This is a genomic window from Agromyces sp. Y782 (assembly GCF_059445405.1).
In genome coordinates this window covers 2,571,054-2,595,200 of sequence record NZ_JCAIUG010000001.1, presented here as the reverse complement: position 1 = coordinate 2,595,200, position 24,147 = coordinate 2,571,054, and the positions used below count along the sequence as shown (strand labels likewise).

General features: G+C 69.1%; 21 protein-coding genes. 9 read left to right on the top strand and 12 right to left on the bottom strand.

Translation table 11 applies throughout. From position 1 onward, the window contains the following. Positions 1 to 8: 8 nt before the first annotated feature. Together AC1C2S_RS11770 and AC1C2S_RS11765 are read left to right on the top strand one after the other, a co-directional pair. The gene (locus tag AC1C2S_RS11770) at positions 9 to 851 is read left to right on the top strand and encodes a sulfite exporter TauE/SafE family protein (protein ID WP_495352711.1); all 843 of its coding nucleotides are present in this window, start codon (positions 9 to 11) and stop codon (positions 849 to 851) included. Beyond that, a complete protein-coding gene (locus AC1C2S_RS11765; protein ID WP_495352710.1) occupies positions 841 to 1,677 on the top strand; it encodes an NINE protein in 837 nt (278 codons plus the stop codon). The genes AC1C2S_RS11770 and AC1C2S_RS11765 overlap by 11 nt, the downstream gene beginning before the upstream one ends. A 7-nt stretch (positions 1,678 to 1,684) precedes the next feature. On the opposite strand, the gene AC1C2S_RS11760 is transcribed toward AC1C2S_RS11765, so the two are convergent. Both AC1C2S_RS11760 and AC1C2S_RS11755 read right to left on the bottom strand, forming a co-directional pair. After that, a complete protein-coding gene (locus tag AC1C2S_RS11760) occupies positions 1,685 to 2,347 on the bottom strand; it encodes a response regulator (protein ID WP_495352709.1) in 663 nt (220 codons plus the stop codon). Then, positions 2,344 to 3,510, bottom strand: coding sequence for a sensor histidine kinase (locus AC1C2S_RS11755; protein WP_495352708.1), 1,167 nt, complete (start codon positions 3,508 to 3,510; stop codon positions 2,344 to 2,346). The genes AC1C2S_RS11760 and AC1C2S_RS11755 overlap by 4 nt, the downstream gene beginning before the upstream one ends. Positions 3,511 to 3,666: 156 nt before the next feature. On the opposite strand from AC1C2S_RS11755, the gene AC1C2S_RS11750 reads away from it, so the two are divergent. Both AC1C2S_RS11750 and AC1C2S_RS11745 read left to right on the top strand, forming a co-directional pair. Further along, positions 3,667 to 4,152: a hypothetical protein gene (locus tag AC1C2S_RS11750; RefSeq protein WP_495352707.1), complete on the top strand. Its 486-nt coding sequence runs from the start codon at positions 3,667 to 3,669 to the stop codon at positions 4,150 to 4,152. Further along, positions 4,149 to 5,738 carry a multicopper oxidase family protein gene (locus tag AC1C2S_RS11745; protein WP_495352706.1) on the top strand — a complete coding sequence of 530 codons (1,590 nt, stop codon included), beginning with the start codon at positions 4,149 to 4,151 and terminating at the stop codon, positions 5,736 to 5,738. The genes AC1C2S_RS11750 and AC1C2S_RS11745 overlap by 4 nt, the downstream gene beginning before the upstream one ends. A 161-nt stretch (positions 5,739 to 5,899) precedes the next feature. Here the strand turns inward: AC1C2S_RS11745 and AC1C2S_RS11740 are convergent, their stop codons facing one another. Next, positions 5,900 to 7,150 carry an RNA polymerase sigma factor gene (locus AC1C2S_RS11740; protein WP_495352705.1) on the bottom strand — a complete coding sequence of 417 codons (1,251 nt, stop codon included), beginning with the start codon at positions 7,148 to 7,150 and terminating at the stop codon, positions 5,900 to 5,902. Beyond that, the gene (locus AC1C2S_RS11735; RefSeq protein ID WP_495352704.1) at positions 7,147 to 7,521 is read right to left on the bottom strand and encodes a YciI family protein; all 375 of its coding nucleotides are present in this window, start codon (positions 7,519 to 7,521) and stop codon (positions 7,147 to 7,149) included. The genes AC1C2S_RS11740 and AC1C2S_RS11735 overlap by 4 nt, the downstream gene beginning before the upstream one ends. A gap of 158 nt (positions 7,522 to 7,679) precedes the next feature. On the opposite strand from AC1C2S_RS11735, the gene AC1C2S_RS11730 reads away from it, so the two are divergent. Beyond that, complete coding sequence (locus tag AC1C2S_RS11730) at positions 7,680 to 8,807, top strand: carboxylate-amine ligase (RefSeq protein ID WP_495352703.1); 1,128 nt, start codon at positions 7,680 to 7,682, stop codon at positions 8,805 to 8,807. A 34-nt stretch (positions 8,808 to 8,841) separates the two neighbouring features. Here the strand turns inward: AC1C2S_RS11730 and AC1C2S_RS11725 are convergent, their stop codons facing one another. The 4 genes from AC1C2S_RS11725 to AC1C2S_RS11710 all read right to left on the bottom strand — a co-directional run bounded on the left by AC1C2S_RS11725 (position 8,842) and on the right by AC1C2S_RS11710 (position 13,096). Continuing rightward, entirely contained in the window at positions 8,842 to 9,738 is an 897-nt protein-coding gene (locus tag AC1C2S_RS11725) for a MurR/RpiR family transcriptional regulator (protein ID WP_495352702.1), read from the bottom strand. A 205-nt stretch (positions 9,739 to 9,943) separates the two neighbouring features. Next, entirely contained in the window at positions 9,944 to 10,774 is an 831-nt protein-coding gene (locus AC1C2S_RS11720) for a carbohydrate ABC transporter permease (protein ID WP_495352701.1), read from the bottom strand. Next, positions 10,771 to 11,766, bottom strand: a complete 996-nt coding sequence (locus tag AC1C2S_RS11715) for a carbohydrate ABC transporter permease (protein WP_495352700.1) — start codon at positions 11,764 to 11,766, stop codon at positions 10,771 to 10,773. Before AC1C2S_RS11715 ends, AC1C2S_RS11720 begins: the two co-directional genes overlap by 4 nt. Before the next feature lie 28 nt (positions 11,767 to 11,794). After that, positions 11,795 to 13,096, bottom strand: a complete 1,302-nt coding sequence (locus tag AC1C2S_RS11710) for a sugar ABC transporter substrate-binding protein (RefSeq protein ID WP_495352699.1) — start codon at positions 13,094 to 13,096, stop codon at positions 11,795 to 11,797. 118 nt (positions 13,097 to 13,214) lie between these two features. Here AC1C2S_RS11710 and AC1C2S_RS11705 point away from each other — a divergent pair, with 118 nt between their 5' ends. Next, positions 13,215 to 14,225 (top strand): N-acetylglucosamine kinase, encoded by a 1,011-nt coding sequence (locus tag AC1C2S_RS11705; protein WP_495352698.1) that lies wholly within the window; start codon positions 13,215 to 13,217, stop codon positions 14,223 to 14,225. 17 nt (positions 14,226 to 14,242) lie between these two features. Here the strand turns inward: AC1C2S_RS11705 and AC1C2S_RS11700 are convergent, their stop codons facing one another. The 3 genes from AC1C2S_RS11700 to AC1C2S_RS11690 all read right to left on the bottom strand — a co-directional run bounded on the left by AC1C2S_RS11700 (position 14,243) and on the right by AC1C2S_RS11690 (position 17,442). Further along, on the bottom strand, positions 14,243 to 14,842 hold the full coding sequence (locus AC1C2S_RS11700) for a PKD domain-containing protein (protein WP_495352697.1): 600 nt from the start codon (positions 14,840 to 14,842) through the stop codon (positions 14,243 to 14,245). A 209-nt stretch (positions 14,843 to 15,051) separates the two neighbouring features. Next, positions 15,052 to 15,570 (bottom strand): hypothetical protein, encoded by a 519-nt coding sequence (locus AC1C2S_RS11695; RefSeq protein WP_495352696.1) that lies wholly within the window; start codon positions 15,568 to 15,570, stop codon positions 15,052 to 15,054. 180 nt (positions 15,571 to 15,750) lie between these two features. After that, positions 15,751 to 17,442: an acyl-CoA dehydrogenase family protein gene (locus AC1C2S_RS11690; RefSeq protein WP_495352695.1), complete on the bottom strand. Its 1,692-nt coding sequence runs from the start codon at positions 17,440 to 17,442 to the stop codon at positions 15,751 to 15,753. A gap of 301 nt (positions 17,443 to 17,743) precedes the next feature. Between AC1C2S_RS11690 and AC1C2S_RS11685 the strand changes: the two genes are divergently transcribed. Further along, positions 17,744 to 19,477, top strand: a complete 1,734-nt coding sequence (locus AC1C2S_RS11685) for an ABC transporter ATP-binding protein (RefSeq protein WP_495352694.1) — start codon at positions 17,744 to 17,746, stop codon at positions 19,475 to 19,477. Between the two features lie 104 nt (positions 19,478 to 19,581). Further along, positions 19,582 to 21,642 (top strand): ABC transporter ATP-binding protein, encoded by a 2,061-nt coding sequence (locus AC1C2S_RS11680; protein ID WP_495353243.1) that lies wholly within the window; start codon positions 19,582 to 19,584, stop codon positions 21,640 to 21,642. A 68-nt stretch (positions 21,643 to 21,710) separates the two neighbouring features. Here AC1C2S_RS11680 and AC1C2S_RS11675 read toward each other — a convergent pair whose 3' ends face one another. Further along, positions 21,711 to 22,868: a serine hydrolase domain-containing protein gene (locus tag AC1C2S_RS11675; RefSeq protein WP_495352693.1), complete on the bottom strand. Its 1,158-nt coding sequence runs from the start codon at positions 22,866 to 22,868 to the stop codon at positions 21,711 to 21,713. 104 nt (positions 22,869 to 22,972) lie between these two features. Here AC1C2S_RS11675 and AC1C2S_RS11670 point away from each other — a divergent pair, with 104 nt between their 5' ends. Continuing rightward, positions 22,973 to 24,106: a zinc-binding dehydrogenase gene (locus AC1C2S_RS11670; protein ID WP_495352692.1), complete on the top strand. Its 1,134-nt coding sequence runs from the start codon at positions 22,973 to 22,975 to the stop codon at positions 24,104 to 24,106. The last annotated feature ends 41 nt before the right edge of the window (positions 24,107 to 24,147 follow it).

Genomic DNA, 24,147 nt, shown 5'->3' with positions numbered 1-24,147 from the left:
GTAGGCGGGTGACTTCGCCCGTGACGCCCGCATCCGCGGCTTCCGGCGACCGACGCGCGTCGTGGCTGCGGCTCGCCCTGATCGGCGCGGTCGGCGGGTTGCTCTCTGGTGCGTTCGGGGTCGGCGGGGGCCTGCTGATGGTGCCGCTCCTCGTGACCTTCGCGGGCATGGACCAGCGCCGCGCCTCGGCCACATCGCTCGCGGCGATCGTGCCGACGGCGATCGCCGGATCGATCACCTACTTCGCAGCCGGCGAGGTCGATGTGATTCCGGCGATCTTCGTCGCGGCGGGCGGCATCGTCGGATCCTGGCTCGGTGCGCTGCTGCTGCGCCGCGTACCCCTCGGCTGGCTGCGCTGGATGTTCATCGCGCTGCTCGTCGTCGTCGCCGTGCGCATGCTGCTCGTCGTACCCGCACGTGCCGCCGCACATCTCGAACTCGACGCGCTCACGATCATCGGCATGGTCTGCCTCGGCCTCGTCATCGGCGTCGCCTCCGGGCTCTTCGGCATCGGCGGCGGGCTCGTCATGGTGCCGGCGTTCATCCTCTTCTTCGGTATGAGCGACCTCGTCGCCAAGGGCACCTCGCTCGCCGTGATGATCCCCACGGCGATCAGCGGCACCATCACCAGCACTCGCGGCGGGGTCGTCGATCTTCGCGCCGGCGCCATCGCCGGTATCGCGGCGACAGCGGCATCCTTCGGAGGCGTCGCGCTTGCGCACCTCCTGTCGCCCGAGTGGTCGACGTGGCTGTTCGCGGCGCTCGTGGTGATCGCAGCCGTGCAGCTCACGGTGCGGGCCGTACGGTTGCAGAAGAAGGAGCAGAAAGAGAGGAGCGAACGTGACGTTTGAGCCTGAGTCCGTGCCTGAGCTGCGTCGTGCCGCCGGTTGGTACGACGACGAAGCGGATGCCGCGCTGCTGCGCTATTGGGACGGCGCGGGCTGGTCTCCGCATACGGCGCCGAGACCGGCGGATGCCGCTTCGAACCCGTTGCCCGCGCAGGCTGCCCCCGCAGTGGCGTCTGCACCGGCGTGGCCGCCCGCGCAGGCTGCCCCCGCGGTCGCACCCGCTCCTGCGTGGCCGTTCGCACCGCCAGCAGCACCGTCGCTCGACCCCGCGCCCGCTCCGAGGTACGACGACATCGACGAGTCGACGACGGCCCGCCCCAACGCTGCGCTGCCGTTCCCTCCTCCGCCGGCGCCGCCGTCGCCCGGCCAGCCGGCAGCGACCCCTGCAGCTGAGTTCCCCTCGTACACACTGCCTGCCCCGCCGAGCTCCGCGATCGAGGAGCAGACGACCGCGCCGCTCCCGCCGGGCTACGCCGCAGCCGCGGCATCCGAACCCCCATTCTCGTACGAGCCGTACCGCTCGGCCGGCCGCACCTTCGTCGCGACGTGGCTGTTCGCCCTGTTGCTCGGATTCTGGGGCGCCGACCGCTTCTACCTCGGCAAGTACGGAACCGCGATCGCGAAGCTGCTCACCCTCGGCGGGCTCGGGGTCTGGGTGCTCGTCGACCTGCTGCTCGTACTCACCGGTGCGCAGCGCGATCGCGACGACCGTGCACTCGAGGGGTACGAGGAGCACAAGCGGGTCGCGTGGATCGTGACCGGTGCGCTCGTGGCGCTCTCGCTGCTGACGAGCATCGTGTCGGGCATCGTGGGCCTGCTCGTGCGCTGAGGCGCGTTCACCGGTCGCCGGGAACGACGAGGCCCGTCTCATACGCGAGGATCACGAGGGCGGCACGGTCTCGCGCTCCGAGTTTCGTGAGCAGCCGACTGACGTAGGTGCGCGCGGTCGCGGGGCTCAGGAAGAGCTCACCGGCGATCTCGTCGTTGGTCAGGCCCCGCCCGACCCGTTCGAGCACCTCGCGTTCCCGTTCGGTGAGCCTACTCAGACGCTGCTCGTCGCCGCCGACCGGCGGACCTGCCGCGATCACTCGCATCACCGAGGCTGTGACCGTCGGCGACAAGAGTGCGTCCCCCGAAGCCACCACGCGGATCGCACGTCGAAGCTCGCTCGGCGAGACGTCCTTCAGCAGGTACCCGGCCGCGCCCGACCGGATCGCCTCGACGACATGCTCGTCCTCGTCGAACGTGGTGAGCACGAGCACGCGAACACCGTCGAGCGCCGGGTCGGCGACGATCAGACTCGTCGCCTCGAGGCCGTCCATCTCGGGCATGCGGATGTCCATCAGCACGACGTCGGGCCGCAACGCCCGTACCTGCTCGAGACCCGATGCTCCGCTGTCGGCTTCGCCGACCACCGCGATGTCGCCGTCGCGTTCGGCGAGCGGCCGGAGCCCGGCGCGCACGAGTTCCTGGTCGTCGACGACCACGACCCGGATCACGGTACGAGCCTCGCCGGCAGCTCGGCGGTGACGGCGAAGCCGCCGAGTTCGCCTCGACCGACGTCGACCTGCCCGCCCAGCAGCATCGCCCGCTCCCGCATGCCGTTGATGCCGGCGCCCGACGCAACCGGTTGCAGCGCCGAGGTGTCACCTCGGCCGTCGTCGGCGACCTTCACGTTCATTCGCCCACCGATCAGCCGGGCCGACACAAGCACACGCTGCGCGTTCGCATGCCGCAGCACGTTCGTGAGCGACTCCTGCACGATTCGGTACGCCGCGGCGTCGATCGCGGCATCGACGCTTCCCGGCGGCACCTCCACCTCTACATCGACCGTCAGGCCGGTGGCGCGAGCCGGTTCGATGAGCGTGCCGATGCCGGCCAGACCGATCGACCCGCGTGGGGGTGCAGCAGGTTCGCGCAGCAGCCGCACCGTCGCACGCAACTCGTGCAGGCTGCTCGAAGCGGCTGCCGTCACATGATCGATGGCTTCGCGTGCGGCATCGTCGTCGCGGCCGATCGCCTCGGCGGCGACGCCGGCGTGCAGGGCCACGACGGCCAGATCATGGCCGACGACGTCGTGCAGGTCCCGAGCGATGCGCACGCGCTCCTCCTGCAGGCGCCGGTCAGCGAGATACGCCTGTTCCGCCGCCGTGAGCGAGCGCACCTGCTCCGTACGCTCGCGCGCTTCGCGGGCGAGCCGCACGGCCACCCCGAGCGCGATCGCCGCCGCGACGAGCGCGACGTTGGTGAGCAGGTCGTAGCCGTAGAGGTAGCTCGTCGGCTGCCCATCCACCAGCCGGAAGTAAGCCGACACCCCGAGGAGCACCGCGCCGGCGCCGACGGCCCACCAGGTGCGCCGCAGCTCGGCAGCCGAGTAGAGCGCAGCGACCGCCGGGAGCGCCATGCCGATCACCGGATAGCCCAGCGCGTAGTAGGCGAAGACCCCGAACACCGTCGCCACCAGCATCGTGCGCGGGGCGAGACGCCGAATCGCGATGAGGGCGCCGAACCCGACGGCGAACAGGTACGCGCCCGGATCGGACCGCCCGGCGCCGGTGAAGTCGGCAGCGATCACGACGGCGACGGCGAGCGCCATCGCGAGCGCCAGCACCGCGTCGATGAGACGCGGCGCGATGGAGTGATGGTCCCCGGTGCTCGACACGGGACCAGCCTACGGAGCAGGTGCAGGAGCGCGCGGGAACCGAGACGCATCCCCCGAAACTGTCGCCCGGGAGCGACACGAACTGTCGACACCCGTCGACCCATGTCACATCCGTCGGCGGATGTGCCGATGCTCAGCACCGGACAACGTGGAAGCATGACCTCCGATCAGTCCCCTGACACCCCGCTCCAGCACCACGGCGATCAGGCCCGGCCCGCCTCACCCTCGGCCCCCGCGCCGGCGCTCGAACCTGCTTCCGTTCGACGCAGCTGGTTCCGCCAAACGTGGCCCCTCATCCTCGGACTCGCGTCGGTGGCATTGCTGTGGCCGCTCTCAGCACTCACCGGCATCGGCGGCGGCGCGCCCCGGGCTCTCGTCATCGTCGGGCTCTCCGCCGCGATCTGGATCGGCGTCGTCGGCTTCGGCCGTGTCGGACGACCGGTGCTCACACTCACACTCACCGGAATCGCGTACGGACTGATCGCGCTGCTGATCAGCGCCATCGTGGCACCGGGCAGCGGGTTGCTCACCGGCGGAGGACCGGCATGGATCATCCTGCCGGCCCTCGCGATGGACGCGCTGTGGGGATGCCTCGCCGGCCTCGCCGCCGCCGGGATCCAGAAGCTGCGACGGGCGCGATGATCCGCACCCCGACGCAGTTGGCTCTCAGCGGAGCAGCCCTGGCCACCGCGGCGCTGGCCACGGCGGCGCTGCTGTCGGGCTGCACGCTCGTGCCGGGATCCGTGAGCCCGATCAGCGACCAGGAGTTCACGAACGAGCTGGCGATCCCCCCAGTCGCCGAATCGCGCATTGTCGATGGAACTCGGGTCTTCTCGCTGACCGCGCAGCAGGGTTCGTCCTCATTCGTACCGAACACGATGACGCCGACATGGGGCTACAACGGTGCCCTCCTGGGGCCGACGCTCCGCGCGGAGCGCGGCGAACAGGTGGCCGTCGAAGTCACGAACGACCTCGACGTGGAGACGAGCGTGCACTGGCACGGCATGCACCTGCCGGCCGCGATGGACGGCGGACCCCACCAGCAGATCGCGGCGGACGGCGGCACCTGGCGCCCGACGTGGAAGATCGATCAGCCTGCCGCGACCCTCTGGTACCACCCGCACCCGCATGGAGCCACCGAGGAACACGTGTACCGCGGTCTCGCCGGACTCTTCATCCTCGACGACGACGCGACCCGCGCCGCCGACCTTCCCCAGGAGTACGGCGTCGACGACGTTCCCGTGATCGTGCAGGACAAGCTCATCACCGACGGCGGCCAGCTCGAGTTGAGTGACGATGGTGGCGAGCCCGGCACACTCGGCAACATCGTCGTGACGAACGGCACGATCGGCGCGTACCACGAGGTCACGACCGAACGCGTGCGGTTGCGCCTGCTGAACGGATCGACGGCGCGCACCTACTCGTTCGGGTTCGACGACCGCGAGATGCAGCTCATCGCAACCGACGGCGGGTTGCTCGACGCACCGGTCGCCGCCGAGCAGGTGCGGCTCGCCCCGGGAGAGCGAGCCGAGATCGTCGTGGCCGTCGAGCCCGGGGCGACGGCCCGGCTTCGATCGTTCGAAGCGGATCTGGGCAACGTGGCCGTGCCGTTCGCCATGGGCGGCAACGACGCGTTCGACGTACTCGAACTGAGGGCGGCCGAGCAACTCGCACCGTCGCCGGAACCCCGATGGCCGGTCTCGTCGCACGCGGTCGAGGACGCGCTCGTCGAGACGGACGCGACCGTGGAGCGCGCGTTCGAGCTCGACGAACGGAAGATCAACGGGGTGACGATGGATATGGGGCGAATCGACGAAGTCGTGACGGTCGGCAGCACCGAAGTGTGGGAGGTGCGCAACACCATCCCGATGCCGCACAGCTTCCACGTGCACGACGTGCAGTTCCAGGTGCTCACGATCGACGGCGAACCGCCGCCCGATGTGCTGTCGGGGCCGAAGGACACGGTCTATCTCGAACCGAACCACACCTACCGGCTGCTCATGCGGTTCGAGGACTACACCGACCCTGAGATGCCCTACATGTACCACTGCCACATGCTGCTTCATGAAGACGAGGGGATGATGGGTCAGTTCGTGGTCGTCGAACCCGGCGATGAGGTGGCCGTCGGCTCCCCGCAACACGACGACCACACCGAAGAACCGGCCAGTGGGCACGAGCACCAGGGCATCACGGCTGAGCCTGGTGGTGCGGGCCTGCTTGCCCGCTGAGGAGGTCCCGCAAAAGGCAGCGGCTGGCTTCGACAAGCTCAGCCCACAGACGGCAGCGACCGGCTTCGACAAGCTCAGCCCACAGACGGCAGCAACCGGCATCGACAAGCTCAGCCCACAGACGGCAGCGACCGGCTTCGACAAGCTCAGCCCGCCGAGTGTCAGCGCGGCGCGCGCAACCGTTCGGCCTTCGCCGCGAGGTAGCGCTGTTCCGGGCCGTTGAGGGTGCGGCGCGCGGCCTCGGCGAACGCGAGCGAAGCGGCATCCGTCGCCCCTGCCCGCTCGAGCAGGTGCGCACGCACCGCCCACGTGCGATGGTGCTGGGCGAGCGCAGCGCCGCCACTCGACGCCTCTGAGGCCTCGGATGCCTCGAGGGCGTCGAGGCCTGATGCCGGCCCCTCGACCATGGCGAGTGCCACGATGCGACCGAGGGTGACCATGGGGCCCGGCGCGAGGCGTTCGAGCAGGTCGTAGAGTCCCAGGATCTCGATCCAGTCGGTGTCGTCGGTCGAGGCCGCCTCGTCGTGCACGGCGGCGATCGCCGCCTGCAGTTGGTACGGGCCGATCGGGGCGCGGTCGAGCACCTCGGTGATGAGGGCGACGCCCGCGCCGACCATGCGGCGGTCCCAGCGCGAGCGGTCCTGCTCGTCGAGCGGCACGAGCGCGCCCGCCGCGTCGGTGCGTGCTGGCCGACGAGCCTCGGTGAGGAGCATGAGGGCGAGGAGCCCGGTCGTCTCCCCCGAGTCGTCGGGCGCCGAGCCCAGCAGTTGCCTCGTGAGGCGGATCGCCTCGGCCGAGAGATCCACGCGCGCAAGTTCGTCGCCAGAGCTCGCGGTGTGCCCCTCGGTGAAGATCAGGTAGAGCACCTGGCGCAGGGCGGCGAGCCGCACATCGAGGGCGGCCGGCTGCGGCATCCGGAAGCCCTCGCCGCTCGCCCTGATGCGCGACTTCGCCCGTGAGATTCGCTGCGCGACCGTCGCTTCGGGCACCAGCAGGGCGCGAGCGATCTCGGCCGTCGTGAGGCCGCCGACGGCCCGCAGGGTGAGCGCGAGCTGCGCCGGGCGACCGAGCGCCGGGTGACAGCAGAGCAGGAACAACGTGAGCGTGTCGTCGACCGCGGACACGGGCGACGGCGTCGGCTCGAGCTCGACGACGCGCGACTCGCGGCGGCGGCGTGCGACATCCGCTCGCACCTCGTCGATGTAGCGCCGCGAGGCGACCCGCACGAGCCACGCACGGGGGCTATCGGGCACGCCATCTCGCGGCCATTGATCGGATGCCGCGATGAGCGCCTCCTGCACGGCGTCTTCGCAGGCCGCGAAGTCGCCGTAGCGCCGCACGAGCACCGCGAGCGCCGACGGTGCGGCGGCCCGCAGCGCCCGGACGGCGTCGGCCTCGGGCAAGCGCGTCACACGTCGGGGCCCGAGGCCATCTCGAGCACCGGCCGCACCTCGATGAGCCCGAACTGCGCCTCGGGGAAGCGCGCCGCGATCTCGACGGCTCGCGCCTCGCTCTCGCAGTCGACGAGGTAGAAGCCGGCGAGCAGCTCCTTCGTCTCGGCGAACGGCCCGTCACTCGCAACCGTGCCGTTGTCGTCGTGCGTGACGCGTTTGGCGAGAGAGATGTCGGCGAGCGCCTCGCTCGCCACGAACTCCCCGCTCGCCGCGAGCTCCTCGCTGATGCGCTGGTAGTAGACGTACCCATCGGCCTGCTGCTCAGGGGTGAACTCGCTCCACACGGCGCGAGACGCTGGGTTGCTGTAGATCTGGATCAGGTACTTCATCGGAATCGCTCCTTCGATCTGGGGAGTCAGAACCGCGCTCCCACCAGTATGTCGAGGCTGCGGTGCGATTCTCGACCGCTGCAAGCGCCACCCGATTCGGGGGTTGACACCATCGTCAGAGGTGACGAGAGTTCGAACATCGCTCGGGGGAGGCCGCGATGGGTGAGAAACCGACGACGTTCGGCATCGAGGAGGAGTTCGTCTTCCTCGACCCCGAGACATTGCGCCCGGCGGATGTCGCGGCCGGCGCGTTCCGCAGCCTCGCCGCGCAACCCCACTGGGAGCCGGTGACCCATCACGAGTTCCTCGCCGCACAGGTCGAGCACGCCTCGGTGGTGTTCACCTCGATGGCCGATGCGCAGGCCGCGCTCGTCGGGTTCCGTCGGGAGCTCACGACGGAGGCGGTTCGGCTCGGCTCGGTCGTCGCGAGCGTCGGGGTGCCGCCGGATGCGCTGCCGTTCCCGACCGTCACCGACCTGCCCCGGTACCTCCGCATCGCCGACGACATGGGCGACGTCATCGCCGACCACCAGATCCAGGGCTTGCACGTGCACGTCGGCATCCCCGACCACGAAGCGGGCGTGCGCGCACTGAACGCGTCGCGCAACTGGCTGCCGCTCTTCTCCGCGTTGACCGGCAACTCGCCGATCTGGCGCGGGCACGACACCGGGTACGAGAGCTGGCGCAATGTCGCCCAGCGGCGGTGGACGACCACCGGATGCCCGCCGGTCTTCCGTGACGGCGCCGACTACGACCGGCGACTCGAGCGACTCATCGGCATCGGCGGCATGAAGGACCGGGCGATCATCATGTGGAACAGCCGGCTCTCCCCGAAACTGCCGACGATCGAGATCCGCGTCGCCGACGCACAGCTCGAGGCGTGGTCATCGGTACTCCTCGCTTCGCTCTGCCGCGCGCTCGTCGTGTCCGTCGTCGACGACGACCTGGCGTGGGCGCACGCCGTGCAGCCGACCGCGGAATCGGCGCCCGGTCCGGAGCTGCTGAACGCCGCACTGCTGCACTCCGCGCACACCGGCATCAGCGCAGAGGTGCTCGACCCGGTGCTCGGGGAACTGCGTCCGGCCGAGGAGACGCTGGAGCGGAGCATCCGATTGCTGCAACCGGCGCTCGAAGCGGCCGGCGACCTGGAGTTGGTGCGGGAAGGCATCGCGAGGCTGATGCGCGAGGGCACGGGCGCGGCTCGACAGCGAGCCGCGTTCGGGGAGCGCGGCAACGCGGGCCTGCGCGAGTTGTACGAGGAGACGTTCAGTCGCACGGAGCTCTGAGTGTCACGTCGGCGAGAGCGGAGTGAGCTGAGCCCTACTCGCCGTTGACCGTGCGCTTGCGCCTGGTGGCGAGACGGTGGCTCTCGGTGACCTCGTGCGTGCGGCGCAACGGCGTCGCCACCTCATCGTGCCTTCGCTGCGCGACCCGCACGAAGAGGAAGTCGACGAGCGCGAGCTGGGCGATGCGACTCGACATCGCGCCCATGCGGTAGCTCGACTCGCGGGCGCGGGTGATGAGCACGAGATCGGCGAGCTCTGCGATCGGCGACTCCGGCGAGTTGGTGATCGCCACGATCGTCGCGCCTGCATCACGGGCAGCGGAGAGGGCGTGACTCGTCTCGGTGGTGAGTCCCGAGTGCGAGATGCCGATCGCGACATCCGTCGGCTTCCGGAGCGCGGCCGAGACGAGCGCGAGGTGGATGTCGACGGAACAGAACGCCGAGATGCCGATGCGGGTGAGCTTCTGCTGCAAGTCCTGCGCGGTGAGGCCGCTCGCGCCGAATCCATAGAGGTCGACGTGCCCCGCCGCGTCGATCGCCTCGACCACCCCGTCGAGCACCGCGGTGTCGAGACCCGCGACCGTCTCCTCGATGGCGAGCACCTCGTGGAACGCGATCTTCGCGACCACGTCGTCGGCCGAGTCATCCGGATTGATGTCGGAATCGGCGAGACCGAACCGGTCGCGCTCGGCGGCCTCACGGCTCACCGCGCTCGCGACCTCCATGCGGAATTCGCGATACCCGCTGTAGCCGACGGTCTGGCAGAAGCGCGCCACGGTCGACAGTGAGGTTCCGCAGACTCGGGCGAGGTCGTTGATCGTGAGCTCGACGACGAGCGTCGGATCGGCGATGATCGCCTCGGCGACGCGCGCCTCCGACGAGCTGAGGCGCGGCAGTGCTGCTCGCACGGCGGTGAGCACGTTCGCCGACATCACTGGGTCCCCGGTTCCTGCTGAGAAAACGCGCCCGCGTCCGCGGCCTGCATTCCATCCTCGGGGACGCCGCCCGGTCGTGCGAGGCGGCCGGCTACCCCAGTTCTGGTCACCGTGGCGGGGCTTCTGGTCACCGTGGCGGGCGTTCTGGTCGCCGTGGCGGGCGTTCTGGTCGCCGTGGCGGGTCGAGGAGGCGCGCCCACGCCTACCCCTTGACGGCGCCGGCGACGAGGCCCGACGAGAGGCGACGCTGCACGATGATGAAGAAGATCATGACCGGCAGGGTGATGAGCGTCGATGCGGCCATGATGTAGCCCCATTCGTTGGAGTGCAGGCCGAAGAACGACTTCAGGCCGATCGCGACCGTGTAGTTCTCCGTCGCCCCGCCGAGCAGGGTCATCGCGAAGATGAACTCGTTCCACGCCGTGATGAAGGAGAAGACGCTCGTTGCGACGAGGCCAGGCATCACGAGCGGCAGCATGACCGAACGGAACATGCGCCACCAGCTCGCGCCGTCGATGTAGGCGGCCTCCTCGAGCTCGACCGGCACGGCGGCGACGAAGCCGCGCAGCATCCAGATGCCGAATGGCAGCGAGAGCGCCACGTAGACGACCATCAGGCCGAGCAGCGTGTTCAGCAGGCCGAGGTCGCGCACCTGCACGAACAGCGGGATCACGAGTGCTTCGAGCGGCACCATCTGCACGACGAGGATCATGAGCAGCATTGCCGTGCGGAACTTGAACTTGAACCGGGCGACCGCGACCGAGGCGAGCAGTGCCACGATCGCACTCGCGAGCACGGTGACGACCGCCACGAGCGCCGAGTTGCGGAGGAAGACGTCGAAGCCGCCCTCGCTCAGCACGTAGGTGAAGTTGTCCCACGTGAACTCCTTGGGCACGAGCGACTGGCCGCCGCTCGACGCCTGCGCGTCGAACGCGCTCGAGACCATCCAGTACACCGGGAAGAGGGTGAAGAGCAGCAACGCGACGACGGCGATGATCTTGCCGATGTTGCGTGCGGGGGAACGCCGTCTCACAGCTGTTCCTCCTTGAAGAGTGTGCGGATGTAGACGACCGTGATGGCCAGCAGCACGATCGTGAGCAGCACCGCGAGCGCCGCGCCGAAGCCGTAGCGGTTCTGCCCGAACGACTCGACGTACGACCAGACGCCGAGGTTGAGCACCGAGCGGTTCGAGCCCGCACCGCCCGGCATCAGGTAGACCTGCGCGAACACCTTGAAGTCCCAGATGGTCGACAGGATGATGACGACCGAGAAGACGGGCTTCAGCGTCGGGAAGATGATCTTCCAGAACCGTCGCCACGCGCCGGCGCCGTCCATCTCGGCGGCCTCGAGCATCTCTTTCGGCACGCCGAGCAGGCCCGCGAGAATCGTGATCGCCACGAACGGGAAGCCGTGGTGGATGACGTTCAAGAGCACGATGCCGTAGAACGACCACTGGTTCGTGAACCAGTTGTACGGCTCGTCCATGAGGCCCAGCGCCATGAGCGTCGAGTTGACGACGCCCTTATCGGCGTCGAAGATCCAGACCCACACGTAGGTGCCGGTGACCGCGGGCATCGCCCAGGCGATCATGATGGCGCTCGCGACGACGGTGCGCCACAAGGTGCCGAGCGAGGCGAGCAGCAGGGCGACGAGCGTGCCGACGATGACGGTACCTGCGACGGATGCCACGGCGAAGCCCAGCGTGTTCGGCAGCACGACCGACCAGAGGGTCGGATTGGTGAACGCCTCGACGTAGTTGTCGAGGCCGATGAAGTTGGACTTGCCGCTGACGATCTCGCGCAGGCCGTAGTCCTGCAGCGAGAAGAGCACGACGCGGATGAGCGGCCACAGCATGAGGCCGCCGAGGATGATGAGCGCGGGCGCGAGGAGCACCCACGGACGGGCTTTCGCCCAGGTCAGGAAGCGGCGGCCGCGGGGGTCGCGGCCACCGTGGCCGCCGGCCACGGATGCGGACGCCGGAGCGCCCTCGCCCGTGACCGACAGCGTTGGTGCGAGGTTCGACAAAACAGGTGCCTCGGTTGTTCCGGTCGCCTCAGTTGCCGTTCATGATGGTGTCCATCTCGGCAGCGGCATCCTCCGTCGCCTGCTCGACGGTCTTCTGACCGCTGAGGATGGCCTGCATCATGGTGTTCGTCGTCTGCTTGGCCTGCACCGCACCGAAGGTCGGGGTGACGGGCACGGATGCGCCGCCCTCGACCATCTGCTGGGCGAAGGGCTGCACGAGCGGGTCGGTCGAGGCGAGCGCGTCGTCCATGAGCGACTCGAGGCCCGGGAAGTATCCGGTCGAGTCGGCCCACTCGGCGGCGAACTCGCCCGTGGTCATGAGCTCGACGAAGGCGTATGCGAGTTCCTGGTTCTTCGAGGTGTTGAAGACCGACAGGTGCGAGCCGCCGAGCACCGACGGCGAGATGCCGTCTTCCTGACCGGGGATGACCGCTGCCGCGATCTTGCCTTCGAGGTCGGGAGCCTTCTCGACGAGCGCCTTCGGGGTCCACGACCCGGAGAGCATCATGGCGACGCTGCCCTGCGTGAAGGCGTCGCGCGCGTCGGTCTCCTTCCACGTGGTCGCGCCGGCCGAGGAGAAGCCGTGCTTCAGTGCGAGGTCGGTGTAGAACTGGATGCCCTCCTGGGACTCCTTGCTCGCAAGGCCCGAGGTCCACTCGTCGCCGTCGAGCTCGGAGACCTCGCCGCCGGCGCCCCAGACCCACGGGTACACACCGAACTCGGCGTTGCCGGGAACCGCGAATGCGAGCATCTCGGGGTGAGCCGCCTTGATGGCCTCGCCGGCAGAGACGATCTCGTCCCAGCTGGTCGGCGCCTCGAGGCCGAGCTCGTCGAAGATGTCGGCGCGATAGACGATCGAGCGCACGCCGGCGTACCACGGCATGCCGTAGAGGTCGCCGTCGTAGGTGCCGGCGACCTCGAGGCCATCGACGAGGTCGTCTTGCAGGCCGTCTTCGGCGGCGACGAATTCGGTGAGCGGGGCGAGCGCGCCGGCGTCGGCGAACTCGGCGGTCCACGTGGTGCCGGTCTCGGCGACGTCGGGGGTGGTGCCGCCCGCGATCGACGTGACGAAGCGGTCGTGGGCATCGGCCCACTGCACGTACTCGACCTCGAGGGTCGCACCGGTCTCTTCGGTGAATGCCTCGCCGACCTTCTCGAAGAGGGGCTCGGAGTCGGGGTTCGTGCCCTCCATGATCCAGACGGTGAGGGTCTCGCCCTTCGCGTCGATCGGGCCGTCGTCGGCGGCAGGCGTCTCGCCGCTCGAGCAGGCTGCCAGCGCGAGCATGGCGGTGATGCCGAGTGCCGCGACCGGGAGGAAGCGCTTGTTCATAGGGGTGTCTCCTCGTTGAAACGTTGGTGGCACTCGCGCGCCGACCGGGAATATGAAACGGACGATGAACCTGAAACAGAACTCACTCTGGAAGTAGTATTCGGGAATGGTGGCCGGTTTGCAAGAAACTTCCGAACGTTCGGAATGGGTCCTCGGTGTCGACATCGGCGGCACCGGGAGCAGGGCTGCGCTCGAGCCGGCGGCGGCCACCACCGGTGCCGGTTCCAGCGGTGCAATCGGCAGTGCTGCCGGCGCCGAACGACGCCTGCTCGAGGGGCCGCCGGTCGCGATCACGCCGAGTGGCAGCACGGCGCTCGCAGTCGCCGGTTCGCTCATCGAGCGGGCTCGCGAAGAGTGGCCGGATGCCTCGATCACCGCGGTCGGAATCGGTGCCACCGGTCTCGCCTCCCTCGTCGCTTCGCCCGCCACATCGGTCGCAGCGTTGCGCGATGCCACCGGCGGAGCGCAGATCGCACTCGCCATCGATGCGTTGACCGCCCATCTCGGTGCGCTCGGCGGCCGCCCGGGCGCGGTCGTCGCCGTGGGCACCGGCGCGATCGCGATCGGCACCGACCTGCACGAGGTGTGGCGGCGGGTCGGCGGCTGGGGCCACCTGTACGACGACCGCGGTTCGGGCGCGTGGATCGGCATCGAGGGCCTGAAGGCGGCGATCCAGACCCATGACGGTGTGACGACGGATGCCGCGGCGCTCCTCTCCGCGGCCGAGTCGCGCTTCGGTCCGGCGCCGGGTTGGCCCGCGCAGCTCTACACGCGCGACGACCGCGGCTCGGTGCTCGCGGGCTTCGCAGCGGATGTCGCCGGCCTCGCCTCGGTCGGCGACGCAGCGTCGACCCGCATCATGTCGGATGCCGGTGCGCTCGTCGCCGGCACCCTCGCCGCCGCACTCGACCCCGCGCTGGCCGAACCGCGGCTCGCCGCCGGCACCGGTGGCGTGTTCGCCGCGGGCGGGGCATTCATCTCGGCGTTCGAGGCGGAATTCGCCCGTCTCGCGCCGGACGCCTCCCTCGTGCCGGCCGTCGGCGGACCGCTCGACGGCGCCGTGCAGCTGGCACGACTCGTGGCTCGAGGCGAGGTGCCCGCGGGGCATCCGCCGTTCCTCTGGCGCTGAGCGGCTTCGTGCCGGGTTCAGCAGCCGGGGCCGGCAGGGTTGGTGTTGCAGTCGCCTTGGGTCAGGACGGTGTCGAATCGGCCGACGAGGACGCGTTGCGGGTCTCCGGTGGCGGTCAGGGTGCCGGAGATGGTCTGCCAACCGGATCCGGCGAACCGGTATTCGGCGCGCAGCACGACGTCGAGGGCGACGGTGTACTCGCCGGACTCGGCGAAGACGTGACTCGTGCCGGTCTGGGTGAACTCGCGTTGACCGAGTTGTGCCCATGTCGCACCAGGTGCGGCGTTCTCGACGGTGCCGCCGTCGCTGTGGGACCACCGGTATCCGACCGGTGTGAAACGCACGTCGGCGGGCTGGCCGAGTAGGGTGCCGGGCACGATCTGCACGGATGCTCCGGCGACGAAGTTCGCCGGAAGGTCTTCGACCGCCCAGCCCCCCGGTTCCATGCCGTTGCCCGGCTTCGCCGGCACGAACGACGCGATATCACGCAGCGTGACCGTGACGCCCGGGGCAGGAGCGGCCGGCTCTGGTGTCGCCCCCGGTTGATTGCATTGGGCGGGATGAATCGGGCTGCAGTTGTCAGTCTCCTCGCCGAGCGAGACTTCGATGACATTCAAGGAATCGCCGTCATTGTCGTCGGCCGGAGTATCGGCGTCCTTCTGCGCTTCATCAACCGGCGTGACTTCAGGTTCGGGCTCGTGGATGCTTTTCTCTCCATCGAGTCGAGTCTCATCAGCCGTGTTCTGGCCACCGACATAGTCGATTTCGTTTGCCAAAGCGGGTGAGACTGCCGTCAACGAGATCAGTGCGACCAGCGTGGTCATCGTCAGCAGAAGTCGTCGCCGGCCCATTGTTCCGATCCTGAGGGCAACATCTCTGCTGCGTTGTCGGGCGACGATTCGAAGGTGGCCTGCAGAGGTCGCCGTATCACGCGGTCGGCGGGTGTCACGTCGACGCCATCCGAACTGATCACACGAACGGCCGAGACGTCGATACAGACATAGGTGGTCACCTCGGCCACACCGTCGGCCTCATGGCGTTCGATGAGCTTCATCTGGTCGAACCCGGTCTCGCCGGTCGTGTGATTGCCACTTTCACTCAGACGCTGCAGCGATTCCAGGAGTTCCTCTACATAGATGTCAGCGACGACGTCACGGATCCGCTCGGGCTCGCTACCGCCCTCTTGGGTCAACACATCAACAGTGGAGATATACGTTTCGTAACCGGCGACGGCGGCGGCGAGGGCCTCCTCGTCGGAGGCGAAGATCGGCTCGGCGGCATCCGGTGACGCGGTCGGCGTCGGTGCCGGGTCGCCGGTGCACCCGCTCAAGAGGAACGCGATCACCCCGGCCGCGGCGAGCGCGGGAAGTGCGCTTCGCCGGCGTGGCGGTCGAGTTCGGGAGAGGGGCATGGCGAATACCTTAGGCGAGCCGACCGTCTGCTCGCCGGGTTATCCACAGTCACACGCACACCCACACACGCACGCCGCCGCACTCGGACGCACGCGCCGCTCCGTCAGCCGCGCTCAGGCGCGCGCGAGGAGCGCCGCCACATCCACCCCGCGGGGCAGCACCCCGTACTGCCCGCCGCCCTCGCCGCCGAGGCGAGTACGGACGAACGCGTCGGCGACCGAACCCGGCGCGTACCGCAGCATGAGCGAGGCCTGCAGCACCAACGCGAGCCGCTCGGTCAGTTCACGCGCACGAGCCGCGGCAGTCGCGACATCCGTCATGGCAAGCTCGCGCACGAGCGTGTGCACCCCGGCGAGCGCAGCATCGAACGCCGGCGACTCGCCCGCCGCCGACCCGACCTCGGCGAAGAACGCGTCGAACGCCTCGGGTTCGCGCGCGAGCACGCGCAGCACGTCGAGCGCGATGACGTTGCCCGAGCCCTCCCAGATCGCGAGCAACGGCTGCTCGCGATAGCGACGTGCGAGCGGGAACGCCTCGGTGTATCCGTTGCCGCCGAGGCACTCGAGCGCTTCGGCGGCATGGCCAGGACCGCGCTTGCAGATCCAGTACTTCGAGACCGCGGTCGCCAGGCGACGGAACGCCTGCTCCGCACCGCCGCTCGAATCAGGCGCCGTCGCGTCGTCGTCATATGCTCGCGCGAGCCGCATCGACGTGAGCGTGGCCGCTTCCGACTCGAGCGCGAGGTCGGCGACGACCGACGCCATCGCGGGCTGGTCGACGAGCAGCGACCCGAACGCCGTGCGATGCCGCACATGCCAGGCCGCCTCGGCGACCGACTGGCGCATTCCGGCCGCCGAACCGATCACGCAATCGAGCCGGGTGCGCGTCACCATCTGCACGATCGTCGCGATGCCGCGACCCTCTTCCCCGACGAGCCATCCGGTCGTTTCATCGAGCTCGATCTCGGCCGACGCGTTCGAACGGTTGCCGAGCTTGTCCTTCAACCGCTCGATGCGGAACACGTTCCGCGATGCATCGGGCAGCACCCGCGGCACGAAGAAGCAGCTCAGCCCGTGCGGCGCCTGCGCGAGCACGAAGAACGCATCGCTCATCGGCGCGCTGCAGAACCACTTGTGGCCGGTCAGGCCGTACTCGCCGCCCCAGCTCGCGCCCGCGCCATCCGCGCCACCGCCGCCGCGCCGCTCGGCCCGAGTCGTGTTCGCGCGCACGTCGGATCCGCCCTGCTTCTCGGTCATCGCCATGCCCACGAGCGCCGAGGTCTTCGCCGGCGCACCTGCGCCGCCGAGGGCCGGGTCGTACGAGCGGCTCAGCAGCCGCGGCATCCATTCGTCGCGAAGGCCGGATGCCGCGAGCTCGAGTGTCGGAACCGCCGCATGCGTCATCGACACCGGGCAGGCATGGCCGGGCTCGACCTGCGCGAAGAGGAAGAACGCCGCCGCCCGGTCGACGTTCGCGCCCGGTCCGGGATCCGCCGCAGCACTCGTGTGCGCGCCCGCACCCACGGCCGCCGCGACCACCCGGTGGTACGCGTCGTCGTATTCGACCTCGTCGATGCGCCGACCCCAACGGTCGTGGGTGTGCAGCACCGGCGGGTGCGTGTTCGCGCGCTCCGCATCGCGCTGGAACGCGGGCGAGCCGACGAGCGCGCCCACGTCGTGCAATACGGCCGCGGCTCCGTCGCGACCCCATCGCGCGACGGAATCGACGAGCGGCCGGTCGGCGGCGTACTCGTCGACAGCTTCGCGCGGCGGCACCTGGTTCTCGACCTCGTGCGTGTTGATCATCAAGACCTCCGCCGCCCATTCTCGCCGTTCGGCGGCCGTGCGTCGAAGCGCCGTTCGAAGCGCTGGTCGAAGCGCTGGTCGCCACGGATTTCGCCCTCGGTGAACGCGGGCGACAGATCGCCGATGGCGCTTGCGTCTCGTCACGCGCCATGTGAGGCTAAAACGCTGCAATGTCGTACGGGGGTGCGATCCTGCAGATCGAGCGAGGGGCATGGGTGCCCTGGCTGGTGCTGTGCGCGCACGAACGCGCCGCGGCAGGCGGTGTCCGCTCGGTTCACTGACTCCTCGCGATGGAGACGCAATGCTCGGAAAAATCCTCGTCCGCTACCTCAAACCCTACAAATGGCTCCTCCTCGGTGTGCTGGTGTTCCAGTTCATCTCCGCCTTGGCGAGCCTCTACCTGCCGAGCCTGAACGCCGACATCATCGACAAGGGTGTCTCGACGGGCGATACCGCGTACATCTGGTCGACCGGCACGTTCATGCTCGCGATCTCGCTCGCACAGATCATCGCGGCGATCGTCGCCACCTACTTCGCGGCGAAGGCTGCGATGCGCCTCGGTCGCGACATCCGCAACGACGTGTTCGACAAGGTCAGTGCGTTCTCCGAGCGCGAAGTGTCGCAGTTCGGCCCCGGCTCCCTCATCACCCGCAACACGAACGATGTGCAGCAGGTGCAGATGCTCGCCATGACCGGCGCGACGATGCTCGTGAGCGCGCCGCTGCTCGCGATCGGCGGCATCATCATGGCACTGCGTCAAGACCTCGGCCTCAGCTGGCTGATCTGGAGCGCGGTGCTCGTGATCGTCGCCGTCGCCGTCTTCGTGATCAGCCGCATGGTGCCGCTGTTCCGCAGCTTCCAGACCAAGCTCGATGCCGTGAACCGGGTGCTGCGCGAGCAGCTCACCGGCATCCGCGTCGTGCGGGCGTTCGTGCGCGAGAACATCGAAGAAGAGCGCTTCCGCGGAGCGAACACCGAGATCATGATCGTCGGCCGTCGTGTGGGCACGCTCTTCATCACGTTGTTCCCGTTCTTCATGCTCGTGCTCAACATCACCGTCATCGGCGTGATCTGGTTCGGCGCGATCGAGGTCGATGCCGGAAACGTGCAGATCGGCACGCTCTTCGCGTTCATGCAGTACGTCGGCATCATCCTCGGCGGCGTGCTCATGGCCGCCTTCACGACGATCATGATTCCGCGCGCCGCGGTGTCGGGCGAGCGCATCGGCGAGGTGCTTGCGAGCGAATCGACCCTCACTCGGCCCGCCGTGCCGGTGACGCAGTTCCCCGAGACGGGCTCGGTGGAGTACCGCGATGTCGAGTTCGCCTACCCGGGCGCTCAGCACCCCGTGCTCGAAGGCATTTCGTTCCGCGCCGATCGGGGTGAGACCGTGGCGATCGTCGGCTCGACCGGTGCGGGCAAGACGACGCTCGTCTCGCTCATCCCGCGGCTCTTCGACGCGACCGGAGGCTCGGTGCTCGTCAACGGCGTCGACGTGCGCGAGGCCGACCTCGACCGGCTGTGGACGACGATCGGCCTCGTGCCGCAGCGTCCCTTCCTGTTCGCCGGCACCGTCGCATCCAACTTGCGATTCGGTCGTGAAGAGGCCACCGACGAAGAGCTCTGGAAGGCCCTCGAGATCGCGCAGGGTCGCGACTTCGTCGCCGAGATGGAGGGCGGCCTGAACGCCCGCATCGCGCAGGGCGGCACGAACGTCTCGGGCGGGCAGCGCCAGCGGCTCGCGATCGCGCGGGCGATCGTGCACATCCCCGACATCCTCGTCTTCGACGACTCGTTCTCGGCACTCGACCTCACGACCGATGCGAGATTGCGGCAAGCGCTCTGGCGGGAGCTGCCAGAGGTGACGAAGATCGTCGTCGCGCAGCGCGTGTCGACGATCACCGACGCCGACCGCATCATCGTGCTCGACGACGGTGGCATGGTCGGCATCGGCACGCACGACGAACTCCTCGAAACGTGCGAGACCTACCGTCAAATCGTCGAATCGCAGCTCGGAGTGGAGGCACAGGCATGAGCACCGACACCAATGACCAGCAGCCCCGCCGTGGACGCGGGGCGGGCCGTGGGGCCGGCAAGGGCGGCGCCCGCGGCGCCGCTCGCACCGCCGAGCCGAAAGAGATGACCGAAGAGGAGCGCATCGAGTTCGAGCTCGCCGAGCAGGCACGCCTGAACTCGGGCGACTGGGACAGCCTTGCGCCCGGCAAGGCCGCGAACTTCGGCGCGAGCTTCCGCCGCCTGCTGGGGCTGCTGGCCCCGTGGAAGTGGTCGTTCGCCTTCGTCTCGCTGCTCGGCGCGCTCGGCGTCGTGCTCACGGTCATCGCACCGAAGCTGCTCGGCGAGGCGACGAACATCATCTTCGATGGCTTCATCTCGCTGCAGTTGCCGGCGGGCGTCAGCCAGGAGCAGGTCGTCGAGCAGCTTCGGTCCTCGGGCCAGACGGATCTCGCCAACATCGTCAGCGCGGCGACCTTGACGCCGGGCGAAGGCATCGACTTCGTCGCGCTCAGCCAGATCGTGATCCTCGTGCTCGCGCTGTACCTCGTCGCCGCCGTGCTCTCGTGGGTGCAGGGGTACGTCATCAACGTCATCATGGTGCGCGCGATGTGGCGTCTGCGCGAAGACGTCGAGGCCAAGGTGCACCGGCTGCCGCTCAGCTACTTCGACAAGACGCAGCGCGGTGAGCTCATCTCGCGGGTCACGAACGACATCGACAACATCACGCAGACGATGCAGCAGTCGCTCTCGAGCGCGCTCACGAGCGTGCTCACCGTGATCGGCGTGCTCGTCATGATGTTCTCGATCTCGTGGCAGCTCGCTCTCGTGACCCTCATCTCGCTGCCCCTCATGGCCGTCATCTTCGGCGTCATCGGGCCGAAGTCGCAGGCCGCGTTCGGGGTGCAGTGGAAGAAGGTCGGCCGCCTGAACGCTCGCGTCGAGGAGTCGTTCTCGGGGCACGCGCTCGTCAAGGTGTTCGGCCGCGAACGCGACGCGAGTGAGAAGTTCCGAGCCGAGAACGAGGAGCTCTACGACGCCGCGTTCAAGGCGCAGTTCCTCTCGGGCATCATCATGCCCGGCATGATGTTCATCGGAAACCTCACCTACGTCGGCATCGCCGTGCTCGGCGGCCTCATGGTCGCAAGCGGGCAGCTGCGTCTTGGTGACGTGCAGGCGTTCATCCAGTACTCGCAGCAGTTCACTCAGCCGCTCTCGCAGCTCGGCGGCATGGCGGCGGTCGTGCAGTCGGGTACCGCCTCGGCCGAGCGCGTCTTCGAACTGCTCGACGCTGAAGAGCAGGAGCCCGACGCGGCCGATGCGCCGGCCCCGGTCGACGGCGACGGCACCATCGAGTTCGAGAACGTGTCGTTCGCCTACACGCCCGAGCGGCCGCTCATCCGCGACCTGTCGTTCCGGGTCGAGCCCGGGCAGACGGTCGCGATCGTCGGCCCGACCGGCGCCGGCAAGACGACGCTCGTCAACCTCATCATGCGGTTCTACGAACTCGACGGCGGGCGCATCCTGCTCGACGGTCAAGACATCGCCGAGCTGACTCGACACGATGTGCGCGCCCGCACCGGCATGGTGCTGCAGGACCCGTGGCTGTTCGCGGGCACCATTTTCGAGAACATCCGATACGGACGCCAGTCGGCGACCGACGAGGAGATCCTCGATGCCGCCCGTGCGACCTACGTCGACCGCTTCGTGCACTCGCTGCCCGACGGCTACGACACCGTGCTCGACGAGGATGCGTCGAACGTCTCCGCCGGCGAGAAGCAGCTCATCACGATCGCTCGCGCGTTCGTGGCGCGGCCGTCGGTGCTGATCCTCGACGAGGCCACCTCGTCGGTGGACACCCGCACCGAACTGCTCGTGCAGCACGCGATGGCGGCCCTTCGCGAAGGCCGCACCTCGTTCGTGATCGCGCACCGTCTCTCGACGATCCGCGACGCCGACCTCATCCTCGTGATGGAGCACGGTGACATCGTCGAGAAGGGCACGCACGAAGAGCTCATCGCGGCGAAGGGTGCGTACTACCGCCTCTACAACTCGCAGTTCGAGCAGGCGGCGACCGATCTCGACGCCGAGCTCGGCGAGTTGCAGGCCGGCGACACGACGCAGCCGCCACCTCGCCCGCTCGAGGAGGTCATCGAGGAAGCGGCAGAGGCCGAGCTCGAACTGTAGGCGCGCTGCCCCACAGTTCGACCAGGTGAACGAGCGGATGTCCCGGATTCGGGGCATCCGCTCGTTCGTCATTCGAGGGCGCGGTAGACGGCGGCCGTGTAGGCGTCGGAGCGAGGGGACCCGATGATGCCAGGCGACATCTTGTTCATGACGTAGGCGAAGGTCAGATTCCGGTCGGCATCGGCGATGACGATGGAGCCGCCCCACCCGCCCCAGAATCCGACACGTCCTTCGGGGATGTGCGGGGTGCTCGCCGGGTTCGAGACCGCATACCCGAGACCGAAACGCAGTGGCAGCCCGAGCACGAGGTCGACGTTGTCGGTGTGCTCGCTGAAGATGCGCTCGATCGTCGTCGGCGACAGGAATCGGGCTCCGCCTGACACGCCCCCGCCCGACACGATCTGGCTGAGCTGCGCGACGGAGCGCGCGTTGCCATGGCCGCCGGCACCGCCGAGGCCGGCGGCCCGCCACGCGCGGGTCCAGGTGAGCTCCGCGCCGAGCGCCGGCCCGGTGAGCGTGCGGTAGGCGACCGACTCCGGCGGGATGGCGGAGAGGTCGGAACGGACCGACGGCGGCACGACGTTGCTGACCCGATGGTCTTCACTCTCGGGGAGCCCCAACCAGAAGTCGGCGCCGAGCGGACCGGCGAGCTCTTCTGCCACGAACTCGCCGAGAGAGCGGCCGGTCACCCGTCGCACGAGCTCGCCGAGGAGGTGCCCGTAGTCCAGCAGGTGGTATCCCGACACGGTTCCGGGCGGCCACCACGGGGCCTGTTCCGCGAGGCGGGCGGCGGAGCGTTCCACATCGAGAATGTCTGGCGCGGCAACGGGCTCCGCCCAGGCCGGAACACCGGATGTGTGCATGAGCACATGTCGCACGAGCACGCCCTGCTTGCCGGCCGCCGCGAACTCGGGCCAATACCGCGCAACCGGCTCGTCGACGTCGATGAGCCCCCGATCGACGAGGACGAGCACGGCGAGGGCCGTCACCGTCTTCGAGATCGACCAGACGTTCGTGATGGTGTCGCGCTGCCACGGCGTGGTGCGATCGGGGTCGGCCCAGCCGCCCCAGAGGTCGACGACGGGTTCGCCGTCGAGGATGACCGCGAGCGAGCCCCCGAGTTCCTCGCCGGAGGCCAGCTGTCGCTCGAATTCGGCGCGAAGTCCCGCGAAGCGGTCATCGACGAATCCGTCGGTCGGGATCGTGGTCGGCATGGTGCTCGTCATTGAGACTCCAAAGTCGATCGAGTGAAGAATGGATGCGATTCGGCAGCATACCGCGCAGTCGGTATGCTTGTCACGCGCCAACGTGGGCAGGACGAGGAGGTCTGATGCACATCACCGGAGCAGTGCTCGAAGAGTCGGGGGCCGCGGCGCCGTTCGCGGCGTCGCACCCGTTCACCGTCGGGCCCCTCGAGCTCGACCCGCCCGGCGTGGGCGAGGTGCTCGTGCGCATCGAGGCCGCGGGCGTCTGCCACTCCGACCTCAGCGTCGTCGACGGCAACCGGGTGCGCCCGACCCCGATGCTCCTCGGTCACGAGGCCGCGGGACGTGTGGAGGCCCTCGGCGCAGGCGTCGACGATCTCGCGGTCGACACCAGGGTCGTGCTCACGTTCCTCCCCCGGTGCGGCGACTGCCCCGAGTGCCGCACCGACGGGCGCTTGCCCTGCCGCATCGGCAGCGCGGCGAACAACGCCGGAACCCTCGTCGGCGGCGGCATCCGATTGCACCGCGACGGCAACGGCACCGGCACCGGCACCGGCACCGAGCCCGTGCGTCACCACCTCGGCGTGAGCGCCTTCGCCACCCACGCCGTCGTGAGCCGCACCTCGCTCGTGCCGGTCGATGACGACGTGCCTGCCGAGATCGCCGCCCTGCTCGGGTGCGCGGTGCTCACGGGCGGCGGCGCCGTGATCAACGCCGGGCGGCCGCATCCCGGCTCACGCCTCACGGTCGTGGGCCTCGGTGGCGTCGGCATGGCCGCGCTGCTCGTCGCCGTCGCTCTCGGGCACGAGGTCGTCGGCGTCGACACCCTGCCCGCGAAGCTCGAGGTGGCACGCGAGCTCGGGGCATCCGCTGCCTTCAGCCCTGCGGATGCCGCGGAGGCCGCCGATGCCCGCGCCCCGCTCGTCATCGAAGCCGCGGGGTCGCCGCGCGCGTTCGAAACGGCGCTGGCCCTCACCGAGCCGGGCGGCACGACCGTGACGGTCGGACTGCCCGCACCCGACGCGAGGGCGAGCGTCTCTCCGTTGCTGCTCACGGCGCAGGCCCGCACGATCATCGGCAGCTACCTCGGCTCTGCCGTGCCGAGCCGCGACATTCCGCTCTACGTCGAACTCTGGCGCAGCGGGCGGCTGCCGCTCGAGCGACTCGTCTCCTCGCACATCCGGCTCGACGAGCTCGACGCCGCCATGGACGCGCTCGCCGGCGGCGGAGAACTCCGCCAGCTGATCACGTTCGACTGAGCAGGCCGCAGTCCACCACACGACACCGCACCGCACCGCAC

Bases quoted from the DNA above. Each gene is read 5' to 3' on its own strand.
- AC1C2S_RS11750 (WP_495352707.1), top strand. From the start codon at position 3,667: ATGACCTCCGATCAGTCCCCTGACACCCCGCTCCAGCACCACGGCGAT.
- AC1C2S_RS11745 (WP_495352706.1), top strand. From the start codon at position 4,149: ATGATCCGCACCCCGACGCAGTTGGCTCTCAGCGGAGCAGCCCTGGCC.
- AC1C2S_RS11735 (WP_495352704.1), bottom strand. From the start codon at position 7,521: ATGAAGTACCTGATCCAGATCTACAGCAACCCAGCGTCTCGCGCCGTG.
- AC1C2S_RS11730 (WP_495352703.1), top strand. From the start codon at position 7,680: ATGGGTGAGAAACCGACGACGTTCGGCATCGAGGAGGAGTTCGTCTTC.
- AC1C2S_RS11725 (WP_495352702.1), bottom strand. From the start codon at position 9,738: ATGTCGGCGAACGTGCTCACCGCCGTGCGAGCAGCACTGCCGCGCCTC.
- AC1C2S_RS11710 (WP_495352699.1), bottom strand. From the start codon at position 13,096: ATGAACAAGCGCTTCCTCCCGGTCGCGGCACTCGGCATCACCGCCATG.
- AC1C2S_RS11690 (WP_495352695.1), bottom strand. From the start codon at position 17,442: ATGATCAACACGCACGAGGTCGAGAACCAGGTGCCGCCGCGCGAAGCT.
- AC1C2S_RS11685 (WP_495352694.1), top strand. From the start codon at position 17,744: ATGCTCGGAAAAATCCTCGTCCGCTACCTCAAACCCTACAAATGGCTC.
- AC1C2S_RS11680 (WP_495353243.1), top strand. From the start codon at position 19,582: ATGACCGAAGAGGAGCGCATCGAGTTCGAGCTCGCCGAGCAGGCACGC.
- AC1C2S_RS11675 (WP_495352693.1), bottom strand. From the start codon at position 22,868: ATGACGAGCACCATGCCGACCACGATCCCGACCGACGGATTCGTCGAT.
- AC1C2S_RS11670 (WP_495352692.1), top strand. From the start codon at position 22,973: ATGCACATCACCGGAGCAGTGCTCGAAGAGTCGGGGGCCGCGGCGCCG.